Below are 11,384 nucleotides of genomic sequence, written 5' to 3' on the forward strand. Positions count from 1 at the left end.
ATAGGCCCCACCCCAACCCCTCCCCTGAAGGGGAGGGGCTAGAGAAGAAGCAAAATGCCCGATCTGAACCGCATCCTCTCGGCCAAGGCGCCCCTCACCCTCTCGGGCGTCCCCTCGGGCTTCCTCCCCTGGCTGCTCGCCGACCTCGCGCGCGCCTCGACCACCGGCGCCGTCTATATCGCCCCCGACGAGTCCGCGATGCGCGCCGTCGCGTCGACCGCGACCTTCTTCGCGCCCGAGCTCGAGATCGTCCAGTTCCCCGCCTGGGACTGCCTGCCCTACGACCGCGCCAGCCCAACCCTCCGCGTCATGGCCGAGCGCATGGCCGCGCTCGCCGCGCTCCAGAGCAAGGCCAGCAAGCCGCGCCTGATCCTCACCACCGTCAACGCCGCGACCCAACGCACCCTCACCCCCTTCCGCGTCCGCCAGATGACCGCGCGCCTCGCCCCCGGCGAGCGCATCTCGCTCGACCGGCTTGCCGCGCTCCTCTCGGCCAACGGCTATGTCCGCACCGACACCGTCCACGACTCCGGCGAGTTCGCCGTCCGCGGCGGCCTCGTCGACCTGTTCCCCTCGGGCAGCGAGCAGGGCCTGCGCCTCGACTTCTTCGGCGACGAGATCGAGAGCGTCCGCACCTTCGATCCCGCCGATCAGCGCACCACCGGCCGCGTCGACGGCTTCACCCTGCTCCCCGCCTCCGAAGCCCTGCTCGACGAGGATACGATCAAGCGCTTCCGCACGCGCTATCGCGAGAAGTTCGGCGCCACCGCCACCGGCGACCCGCTCTACCAGGCGATCAGCGACGGCCGCCGCCTCGCCGGCATGGAGCATTGGCTCCCGCTCTTCGAGGAGCGCCTCGAAACCCTGTTCGAGCATCTGCCCGAGAACGCCGTGATCGTCCGCGACGCGGGCGACGCCGGTGCGGCGGAAAACCGGTTCGAGGCGATCGCCGACTATCAGGCCAACCGCGTCCGCGCCCAGTCGACCGACGCCGGCAGCTACCGCCCGCTCGGCACCGACCAGCTCTACCTCCTCCCCGACGAATGGGAAAAGCGCCTCAGGGAAGCAAAAGCCCACCTCGCCACCCCCTTCCACGAACCCGAAAGCGCGACTGTCCTCGACTTCACGGTCGACGGCCCGCGCGACTTCGCCCCCGAGCGCGCCGCCGGCACCAATATCTACGACGCCGTCACCGAGCATCTCGCCAAGCTGCGCAAGGCCGGCAAGAAGCCCATCCTCGCCAGCTACTCGACCGGCTCGCGCGAGCGCCTCTCCGGCCTGCTCGCCGACCACGGCCTCACCGGCGCACGCATGGCGGAGAGCTGGCAGGAAGCCCTCGGCGCCGCCGACAAGGGCGTCGCCCTCATCGTCCTCCCCCTCGACCACGGCTTCACCTCGCCCGACGTCGCCCTGCTCACCGAACAGGACATGCTCGGCGACCGCCTCGTCCGCCGAAACAAGCGCAAGAAGTCGACCGACGCCTTCCTCGCCGAGCTCGCCACCCTCTCCCCCGGCGACCTGGTCGTCCATCTCGAGCACGGCATCGGCCGCTACGAGGGGCTGACCCAGATCCCGGTGCAGAAGGCCCCGCACGACTGCGTCGCGCTCAGCTATGCCGGCGGCGACAAGCTCTACGTCCCCGTCGAGAATCTCGAAGTCCTCTCCCGCTACGGCTCCTCCGAGGAAGGCGCCGCGCTCGACAAGCTCGGCGGCGAGGCCTGGCAGCGTCGCAAGTCGAAGATGAAGGAGCGCATCCGCGAGATCGCGGGCGAGCTCATCGCCACCGCCGCCGCGCGCGCCGTCCGCCCGGGCGAGGTGCTCGAGCCCGATCCCGGCGGCTACCCCGCCTTCGTCGACCGCTTCCCCTTCCAGGAGACCGACGACCAGGACCGCGCCATCGCCGACGTGCTCGAAGACCTCGCCGCCGGCCGCCCGATGGACCGGCTCGTCGTCGGCGATGTCGGCTTCGGCAAGACCGAGGTCGCGCTGCGCGCCGCCTTCGTCGCGGCGATGGCGGGGCAGCAGGTCGCGGTCGTCTGCCCCACCACGCTCCTCGCGCGCCAGCATTTCACCAACTTCGTGGCTCGCTTCGAAGGCTTCCCGATCAAGATCGGCCGCCTCTCCCGCCTCGTCCCCGCGGCCGAGGCCAAGGCGACCAGGGAAGGCCTCGAATCCGGCCAGATCGACATCGTCGTCGGCACCCATGCCGTCCTCGCCAAGGGCGTCGAGTTCAAGCGCCTCGGCCTCGTCATCGTCGACGAGGAACAGCGCTTCGGCGTCACCCACAAGGAGCGGCTCAAGGGCCTCAAGGCCGACGTCCACGTCCTCACCCTCACCGCCACCCCGATCCCGCGCACGCTGCAGATGGCGATGTCGGGCCTGCGCGAGCTCAGCGTCATCCAGACCCCGCCGGTCGATCGCCTCGCGGTGCGCACCTATGTTATGCCGTGGGACCCGGTCGTCCTGCGCGAGGCGCTGCTGCGCGAGCATTATCGCGGCGGCCAGAGCTTCCTCGTCACCCCGCGCATCGCCGACCTGCCCGATATCGAGCAGTTCCTGCGCGAGGAGGTGCCCGAGGTGCGCTACGTCGTCGCCCACGGCCAGATGGCGGCGGGCGAGGTCGAGGAGCGCATGTCCGCCTTCTACGACAAGAAGTACGAGGTGCTGGTCTCCACCACCATCATCGAGAGCGGCCTCGACATCCCCAGCGCCAACACCATGATCATCAACCGCGCCGACCGCTTCGGCCTGGCCCAGCTCTACCAGCTGCGCGGCCGCGTCGGCCGGGCCAAGACCCGCGCCTATGCCTATATGACCACCGCCCCCCAACGGCTGATGACCGAGGCCGCGGAAAAGCGCCTCAAGGTCCTCTCCGACCTCGAAAGCCTCGGCGCCGGCTTCCAGCTCGCCAGCCACGATCTCGACATCCGCGGCGCGGGCAATCTGCTCGGCGACGAGCAGTCGGGGCACATCAAGGAAGTCGGCTACGAACTCTACCAGTCGATGCTGGAGGAGGCGATCATGGACGCCAAGGCCGGGGGTCTCCGCGACGAGCGCCCGCGCGACCTCTCGCCCCAGATCACCGTCGACGCCCCGATCCTGATCCCGGAGGGCTTCGTCCCCGATCTCGACCTGCGCATGGGCCTCTACCGCCGCCTCAACGAGGTCGAGGACAAGCGCGGCATCGACGAATTCGCCGCCGAGATGATCGACCGCTTCGGCAAGCTGCCCGAGGAGACCGAGAACTTGCTGTTGCTGATCGAGGCCAAGCTAAACGCCAAGCGCGCCTGCATCGCCAAGATCGACGTGGGGCCAAAGGGCGCGCTTGTCAGCTTCCACGAAGACAAGTTCCCCAGCGTCGAGGGCCTGATGGCCTATGTCGCCAAGCTGGAGGGCACGGCGAAGCTGCGCCCGGACATGAAGCTGGTGATCAGCCGGGCATGGGCCACGCCGCGGGCGCGGCTGAATGCGGCGGTGCAGCTGTCGCGGGGGCTGGCGAAGGCGGCGGGGTAGCGCGTAAGTTTACGAAAGTATCAAGTAATGCCGCCGCGAAACGGGTGAAATAGCCTTTGCATTTCTGAAATTAATTGGTTGTAACAGTGCGGCCTTGGGGGAGGAAATTCTGCATGACAGCCTGTTGGAGCGAAAGGCTCGTCCGTTGATTCCAGATTTCGGCTTGGGCAACGTTCTACCGCCTTTCATGGGAAATGACGTTGTTGGAGCGGAACAGCTCCCGCGCTCGCCCTATATCGCTACGATGTCTGAGCTGGTCGATCGGTTCGCTACCTCTCCGGAACGCGCCGCGATCCTTCGCGGTTTGAAGGCATATCGCGACGCCCTGCGTGAGGCCGGCTTTGAGAGCGGACATCAGTGGATCGATGGTAGTTTTGTCGAGGCTTGCGAGGTGGTGAAAGGCAGACCACCCGGAGATGTGGACGTTGTATCGGTCCTCCATCGGCCAACACATCATGCCGGGGAGGATGCTTGGACAGCGTTCATTGCAGCCTATGCACATACGTTACTCAATTCCCAGCATTGCAAGGCCACCTACCACTGCGACAGCTACTTTATCGATCTCGACATTCCCGCTCGCTTAGTCACCGAGCAGACGGCATATTGGTTCGGGCTTTTCAGTCATCAGCGCGATACGTTTCGCTGGAAGGGGCTGGTTCAACTAGACCTCCAATGCGATGACGAAGCAGCGATGCAGCTTTTGGCGCAGAGGGAAGCGGGATGGTGACCAAGATTCACCGCGACGCGCTTCGCAGTGAAGCTGCATCACTTCGCGCGCTCTTAGAGCGCTCGGGTGCACGTGATCCGCTCGGATCGATATCCCTGCGACAACGTCTTGATGCCCTTGAGGCCGAGTTGGCTGAAATCGAAGGGCAACAATTAAACGTAGCCAATGTGGCGTTGGTCTTCGATGGCGAGCCCGTGCGTGGTTCATCAGCGATTGATGCAGATTTTGCCGGAAAGGCACTGCAGGATTATCAGGAATTAATTGCCAAGCATGTCGCCGCGGATGGCGGCCAACTTGCTGAACGTGGCCCCCTTCCTATTGGAATTCATGAGCGTGCACGCATGAACGTTACCGCGCTCGTGCATGGTTCCTTTGGCTTTGTTTTGGAGGAGGACGCGGCCGACCAACTCGGCATGTTCGAATCCCCAGCCCAAAAGGCAGTACGCTCCGTCACCGACCTACTGCACGAAGTAGCTGCGGCGGATGGAAACCTGTTCGAAGCCAAGCTCGATGACATCGACATCCGGATATTCCAAACCCTAAAGCGCTTTATAGGCACCCTTCACAAGGCCAGATCAACACTGCGATTGGCGGAGGAGCAGCGAGAGCTTAAGCTTGATTCCTTAAGCGTTACGCGCGCCTACGAACGAGTTTCACAAGTAGAGGTCGAGGAGTTCGACGAAGTCGTAGAAGGCGAACTGCTAGGACTCGTTCCAATCCAGCGACGCTTTGACTTTCGTCGAGGCGATAACGGTGACGTGCTTCAAGGTAGAGTCGCTCCCAATCTCAGCGCGGACTATTTGGAACGTATCGAGCGCGAAGGGCTTGTCGCCGGCGCAGGTTGGCGCGCCACTATTCGCACAAAAACCGTACATCACCCAGATGGTAGGCATTCGAAGGTTTCCCGCATTCTCATCGACCTCGTTCGAGTATAGAAAATACGGAACATCTAGAGCGCGGCATCCTGAGAATATGAGTTGCTCGTCGTGTAACCTCAAAGCACCGACACCCCCTTGCAATGTTGGATTTCGTCTGCTCACCTCAACCAGTCGCATGACGACCGCTCTTTGATCCTGTCGATCCGCACGAGCCGGGCAGCAACCTGACACCCCGCCTTACAATCGCGACAAAGATGACAGAATGAATCGCGTTCCGCGGAACTTCGTCAACTTCGGTTGACACTCTCCGCGACACTGACAACCGCCAGCCCCACCCCGCATTTGTGTCAACTTTGTCAACTTCGCGCTGCCGCCATCCGGCGTTGAGCCGGGCCTGCTGCCGCTCCAAACCCGCGCGATAGTGTCAACTTCGTCAACTTGGCTCGCCAGCCCTCCCCACATTGACTTTTGGCAGCACTCCTGCCATATCCCCGCCCAGCGAGGCGTCATGCAGCGTGATCGGACGTGCCGGAAACCCCGGCCGCCCCGGCTCCGCCTCGGTTGATTTAGCGGCTTCCCATATCACGCGGGTCGTCATTTTTTGACCCGCCCGTGCGCGTGCCTCCGGCATGCGCGCTGGCCGTATCTGCAAAAGAGATTCAATGACCGAATTCAAGTCCCTCGGCCTGTCCGAGACCACCCTCGCTGCGCTTGCTGCGAAGGGCTACACCACCGCGACCCCGATCCAGGCGCAGTCGATCCCGGCGCTCCTGCAGGGCCGCGACCTGCTCGGCATCGCCCAGACCGGCACCGGCAAGACCGCCGCGTTCATGCTGCCCTCGATCGAGCGCCTCGTCGCCTCGAACAAGCGGGCGCAGCCGCGCGGCTGCCGCATGCTCGTCCTCGCCCCGACGCGCGAGCTCGCCAGCCAGATCGCCGAGAGCGCGCGCCAGTATTCGAAGGGCACCAGGCTCACCGTCGCCACCGTGTTCGGCGGCACCTCGATCCACAAGAACAAGACCGACCTCGCGCGCGGCGTCGACATCGTCGTCGCGACCCCCGGCCGCCTCGTCGACCTGATCGACCAGTGCTACGCGATCCTGCTGGGGATCGAGATCCTCGTACTCGACGAAGCCGACCAGATGATGGACCTTGGCTTCATCCATGCATTGAAGCGCATCGTCCGCGAGTTGCCGAGCAAGCGCCAGACCCTGTTCTTCTCGGCGACCATGCCCAAGTCGATCCGCGACCTCGCCAACCAGTTCATCCATGAGCCGGTCGAGGTGAAGGTGACCCCGGTCGCCACCACCGCGGAGCGCGTCGAGCAGTTCGTGACGCATGTCAGCCAGACCGAGAAGCAGTCGCTGCTGACGATCAAGCTGCGCGACGAGAGCATCGACCGCGCGCTGATCTTCACGCGCACCAAGCATGGCGCCGACCGCGTGGTGAAGCTGCTCGCCGGCAGCGGCATCGCCGCCAACGCGATCCACGGCAACAAGAGCCAGCCGCAGCGCGAGCGTGCGCTGGGCGAGTTCCGCTCGGGCAAGGTCAAGCTGCTCGTCGCCACCGACATCGCCGCGCGCGGCATCGACGTGTCGGGCGTCAGCCACGTCTTCAACTTCGAGCTGCCCAACGTGCCGGAGCAGTATGTCCACCGCATCGGCCGCACCGCGCGTGCGGGCAATGACGGCGTCGCGATCAGCTTCTGCGCCGATGACGAGCGGACCTATCTGCGCGACATCGAGCGGCTGACCCGCCAGAAGCTGACGGTCGTCCCGCTGCCCGAGGACTTCGTCAACGAATCGGCGAAGATCAAGTCGACTCGCGCCCCGGTGCAGATGAGCCGCGACGAGCAGAACGGCCGCAACGGCCGCGCGGTGCAGCACCGCGGCCATGGCGGCCAGGGCCGCAACGGCGGCCGCGACGGCCAGAACCAGCGCGGCCCGCGCGCCAACCCCGCCGGCGATCGCCGTCACGCCGAACCGCGTGGCGCCGAAGCGAGTCAGCGCCCCCAGGGCGAGCGGCAGGCGCGACCCGAGGGCGCCCGCAACGGCAACGGCCAGCGTCCGCAGGGCGACCAGCCCCGCTTCTACGGCCCGCGCAAGAAGAAGTGGGCGCCCCGCCCCGCCGGCGGCGGCCAGCGCGGCGGCGCCCGCGGCTAAGCCAAATCCTCCCCCGCCAGGGGGAGGTGTCGGCCCCGGACTTGTTCCGGGGCTGACGGAGGGGGCGGATGCCAGAACGCTGACGGATCGAGTCCTCCCCCTCCGTCGCGCTGCGCGCGCCACCCGCCCCCTGGCGGGGGAGGATATCTAAAGGCAAGCCGCGACTTGGCTGACAGCTACCGCGCCCCCCGCGCGCGGTCATCCTCCTGCGCCGCGAGCAGCCGCCCGATCCGCTCGGCGCCGGTCACCGCCTCATTGCCGCCGCCCCCGATCAGCGGCGCCGCGCGGCGGTACAGCTCCAGCGCCGCGCCATAGTCCCCCGCCGCCTCGGCGCACAGGCCGAGGTCGAAGGTGATCGACGGATGCCCCGGCGCCTGCCCGTCCATCGCCTGCCACGCCGCGCACGCCGCACGCAGGTCGCGCTGGGTCTGCCGGACGATGTCCTTGAACGGCCGGTTGAGCTCCTTGGGCAGCCCTTTGGTGCTCTCGCGGAAGCGGATGCTGTACGTCTCCACCACCGGCGCGATGTCGCGCCGCACCTCGCCCGCGATATTCTGGATCATCCCGCGCACCGATTCCTCCTCGGTGCGTGGCGGGCTGTCTCCCCGGCACCAGCTATACTCGTCGCGCCTGGGCTTGTCGGCGGTGTAGATCACGCGCCCGTCGGCGGCGCGCACCAGCCGCAGGTCGGCGCTCACATTCACCACACGGCGCGTGCAGTCGACCTCGATCTCGGCCTCGCGCAGGCACTTGCCGCTGTCCTTGCCGCCCTCGCGCTCGACGCAGCGTTTCTGCTTCTGCTTGTAGCGGCTGTCCTGCACGCCGCTCGTCACCACGCCGCTCAGCACGCCTTCCGGCCCCTGCCCGCCGCCGAACGCCGCGATCAGGTCGAAATGCGGGCGGCCCTCGACATCGGGCTGCGACAGCGCCCGCTCGATTGCCATTTCCAGCTGGCGGCCGTCGCGTCCGCTGAACCGGTCGATGCCCAGCGAATCGAGCATCGCCGCGTCGCGATAGGGCGCCGCGAACTTGCCCGTCATCTGCACCGCTTCGCCCCAGGCCGGCGTTGCGGCGATTGCCGCCGCGATCGCACAATATGCTGCGCAGCGCGCAAACCGCCTCGTCCGCATGATTCCCCCCCGCCAGAAATGCTTAACAAAGCAAATAGCTGTTACGGTTTTGCATCGAATTTGGTGCGCCGCAAGACCGCGCACCCTTTGTGGCGCGTCACGCGGGTTGAATCCCCCGCCCCCCTTTGCTACGCGCCCGCCAACCCAAGCGGGGCTGCCGGTCATCCGGCGCGCCCCTTTTTGGCATGGGGCCATTTTCGAGATTCCTAGAGGAAGCACGCATCCGTGGAGAATTCCGGCGGTATTCAGGCAAGTTTAAGCGGACGCTACGCGACCGCCCTGTTCGAACTGGCGCGTGAGAAAGGCGCGATCGACAAGGTCGAATCGAGCCTCGCCGCGGTGAAGCAGGCGCTTGCCGATTCGCCCGAATTCGCGGCGCTTGCCAGCAGCCCGCTGATCGGCCGCGCCGACGCGACCAAGGGCGTCGCGGCGGCCGCAAAGGCGATGAAGCTCGATTCGCTCACCGCCGACTTCCTCGGCGTGCTGGCGCAGAACCGCCGCCTCGCCGCACTCGCCAACATCGTCCGCGACTTCCGCATCCTCGCCGCGCGCCATCGCGGTGAGACCAGTGCCGAAGTCGTCTCGGCGCACCCCCTCTCCCCCGCGCAGGTCACCGCGCTCAAGGCGCAGCTGCGCGAGCGCGTCGGCCGCGACGTCACTGTCGACCTGTCGGTCGATCCCTCGCTGCTGGGCGGCCTGGTCGTGAAGATCGGCTCCCAGATGATCGACAGCTCGATCAAGACCCGTCTCAATTCCCTCGCGCACGCAATGAAGGGCTGATGGCGAACACGCCATCACCAGGAAAGGCTAAAGGCTAAGACAATGGATATCCGCGCCGCAGAAATCTCGAAGGTCATCAAGGACCAGATCGCCAATTTCGGCACCGAGGCAGAGGTCTCCGAGACCGGCCAGGTGCTGAGCGTCGGTGACGGCATCGCGCGCGTCCACGGCCTCGACAACGTCCAGGCGGGCGAGATGGTCGAGTTCGCCAACGGCGTGCAGGGCATGGCGCTCAACCTCGAGGCCGACAATGTCGGCATCGTGATCTTCGGCTCGGACGCCGAGATCCGCGAGGGCGACACCGTCAAGCGCACCGGCACCATCGTCGACGTCCCGGTCGGCAAGGGCCTGCTCGGCCGCGTCGTGGACGGCCTCGGCAACCCGATCGACGGCAAGGGGCCGATCGTCGCCGAGCAGCGCTCGCGCGTCGAGGTGAAGGCGCCCGGCATCATCCCGCGCAAGTCGGTGCACGAGCCGGTTCAGACCGGCCTCAAGGCGATCGATGCGCTCGTCCCCGTCGGCCGCGGCCAGCGCGAGCTGATCATCGGCGACCGCCAGACCGGCAAGTCGGCCGTCGCGATCGACACCTTCATCAACCAGAAGACCGTCAACGCGGGCGACGACGAGGGTAAGAAACTCTATTGCGTCTATGTCGCCGTGGGCCAGAAGCGCTCGACCGTCGCGCAGCTCGTGCGCACGCTCGAAGAGAATGGCGCGATGGAGTATTCGATCGTGGTCGCCGCGACCGCGTCGGACCCCGCCCCGCTCCAGTTCCTCGCGCCCTATACCGGCTGCGCGATGGGCGAATATTTCCGCGACAACGGCATGCACGCCGTGATCGTCTATGACGACCTCTCGAAGCAGGCCGTCGCCTATCGCCAGATGTCGCTGCTGCTGCGCCGTCCGCCGGGCCGCGAAGCCTATCCGGGCGACGTCTTCTATCTCCACTCGCGCCTGCTCGAGCGCGCGGCGAAGATGAACGACGACAATGGCGCCGGCTCGCTGACCGCGCTGCCGGTCATCGAGACCCAGGCGGGCGACGTGTCGGCCTACATCCCGACCAACGTCATCTCCATCACCGACGGTCAGATCTTCCTCGAGACCGACCTGTTCTACCAGGGCATCCGCCCGGCGATTAACGTCGGCCTGTCGGTCAGCCGCGTCGGCTCGGCCGCTCAGACCAAGGCGATGAAGAAGGTCGCCGGCTCGATCAAGCTGGAGCTGGCCCAGTATCGCGAAATGGCCGCCTTCGCTCAGTTCGGTTCGGACCTCGACGCTTCGACCCAGAAGCTGCTGGCTCGCGGCGCGCGCCTGACCGAGCTGCTGAAGCAGCCGCAGTACAGCCCGATGCCGGTCGAGGAGCAGGTTGCCTCGATCTACGCCGGCACCAACGGCTTCATCGACAGCGTCGATGTGAAGGACGTTACCCGCTACGAAGCGGCGATGCTGAGCTTCCTCCGTTCGGAGCATGGCGACGTGCTGAAGTCGATCCGCGACACCAAGGCGCTCGACGACGACACCGCCGCCAAGCTGAAGGACGCGCTGTCGACCTTCGGCAAGCAGTTCGCGTAAGCTCTAGGGGACGCGCAGGCGATGGCCAGCCTCAAGGCATTGAAGCTTCGCATCGGCTCGGTGAAGTCGACGCAGAAGATCACCAAGGCGATGAAGATGGTCGCCGCGGCCAAGCTGCGCCGGGCGCAGTCGAGCGCCGAGGCCGGCCGTCCTTATTCGACGCGCCTCAGCGACGTGGTGAGCTCGCTGGCCAGCCGGATCACGGTCGGTCCGCAGTCACCGAAACTGATTGCCGGCACCGGCAAGGACGAGACCCACCTGATCGTGCTCGCCACCGGCGACCGCGGCCTGGCCGGCGCGTTCAACACCAACATCGTCCGCGCCGCCCGCAAGAAGGCGGAAGAGCTGGAAGCGCAGGGCAAGAAGGTCCTGTTCTACATCGTTGGCCGCAAGGGCCGCCCGGTGATCCAGCGCACCTGGCCCAAGGGCATCATCGGCGATCATGACACTAGCCAGATGAAGGCGCCGACCTATGCCGATGCGCAGGCGATGGCCGACGATATCGTCGACCGGTTCGAAAGCGGCCAGTTCGACGTGGCCCATCTCGCCTACAGCGAGTTCCGCTCGGTGCTGGCGCAGGAGCCCAAGGTCGACCAAATCATCCCGGTCGTGCCGGCCAAGC

The 11,384-nt window shown here is 66.2% G+C and carries 8 protein-coding genes; 7 read left to right on the forward strand and 1 reads right to left on the reverse strand.

Going from position 1 to position 11,384, the window contains the following annotated elements; translation table 11 throughout:
- Window positions 1-54: 54 nt before the first annotated feature.
- The 4 genes from mfd (at window position 55) to VGD28_RS05725 (ending at window position 7,280) form a co-directional block, all read left to right on the forward strand.
- On the forward strand, window positions 55-3,513 hold the full coding sequence (mfd, locus tag VGD28_RS05710) for a transcription-repair coupling factor (RefSeq protein ID WP_331027368.1): 3,459 nt from the start codon (window positions 55-57) through the stop codon (window positions 3,511-3,513).
- A gap of 94 nt (window positions 3,514-3,607) precedes the next feature.
- A complete protein-coding gene (locus VGD28_RS05715) occupies window positions 3,608-4,240 on the forward strand; it encodes a DUF6932 family protein (protein ID WP_331027369.1) in 633 nt (210 codons plus the stop codon).
- Window positions 4,234-5,175, forward strand: a complete 942-nt coding sequence (locus tag VGD28_RS05720; RefSeq protein ID WP_331027370.1) for a hypothetical protein — start codon at window positions 4,234-4,236, stop codon at window positions 5,173-5,175. Before VGD28_RS05715 ends, VGD28_RS05720 begins: the two co-directional genes overlap by 7 nt.
- A 605-nt stretch (window positions 5,176-5,780) precedes the next feature.
- Window positions 5,781-7,280, forward strand: a complete 1,500-nt coding sequence (locus VGD28_RS05725) for a DEAD/DEAH box helicase (RefSeq protein ID WP_331027371.1) — start codon at window positions 5,781-5,783, stop codon at window positions 7,278-7,280.
- Window positions 7,281-7,456: 176 nt separating this feature from the next.
- On the opposite strand, the gene VGD28_RS05730 is transcribed toward VGD28_RS05725, so the two are convergent.
- Window positions 7,457-8,410, reverse strand: coding sequence for a tetratricopeptide repeat protein (locus VGD28_RS05730; protein WP_331027372.1), 954 nt, complete (start codon window positions 8,408-8,410; stop codon window positions 7,457-7,459).
- 225 nt (window positions 8,411-8,635) lie between these two features.
- On the opposite strand from VGD28_RS05730, the gene VGD28_RS05735 reads away from it, so the two are divergent.
- The 3 genes from VGD28_RS05735 to VGD28_RS05745 form a co-directional block, all read left to right on the forward strand.
- The gene (locus VGD28_RS05735; protein ID WP_331027373.1) at window positions 8,636-9,190 is read left to right on the forward strand and encodes a F0F1 ATP synthase subunit delta; all 555 of its coding nucleotides are present in this window, start codon (window positions 8,636-8,638) and stop codon (window positions 9,188-9,190) included.
- 42 nt (window positions 9,191-9,232) lie between these two features.
- Window positions 9,233-10,762, forward strand: a complete 1,530-nt coding sequence (atpA, locus tag VGD28_RS05740) for a F0F1 ATP synthase subunit alpha (protein ID WP_331027374.1) — start codon at window positions 9,233-9,235, stop codon at window positions 10,760-10,762.
- A 21-nt stretch (window positions 10,763-10,783) separates the two neighbouring features.
- A partial coding sequence (locus VGD28_RS05745) for a F0F1 ATP synthase subunit gamma (RefSeq protein ID WP_331027375.1) occupies window positions 10,784-11,384 on the forward strand: 601 nt, incomplete at its 3' end.

Source organism: Sphingomonas sp. (genome assembly GCF_036402235.1).
GTDB lineage: Bacteria > Pseudomonadota > Alphaproteobacteria > Sphingomonadales > Sphingomonadaceae > Sphingomonas.

Coding starts and splice junctions, on each gene's coding strand:
- VGD28_RS05720 (WP_331027370.1), top strand. CDS start 4,234: ATGGTGACCAAGATTCACCGCGACGCGCTTCGCAGTGAAGCTGCATCA.
- mfd (WP_331027368.1), top strand. CDS start 55: ATGCCCGATCTGAACCGCATCCTCTCGGCCAAGGCGCCCCTCACCCTC.
- VGD28_RS05725 (WP_331027371.1), top strand. CDS start 5,781: ATGACCGAATTCAAGTCCCTCGGCCTGTCCGAGACCACCCTCGCTGCG.
- atpA (WP_331027374.1), top strand. CDS start 9,233: ATGGATATCCGCGCCGCAGAAATCTCGAAGGTCATCAAGGACCAGATC.
- VGD28_RS05730 (WP_331027372.1), bottom strand. CDS start 8,410: ATGCGGACGAGGCGGTTTGCGCGCTGCGCAGCATATTGTGCGATCGCG.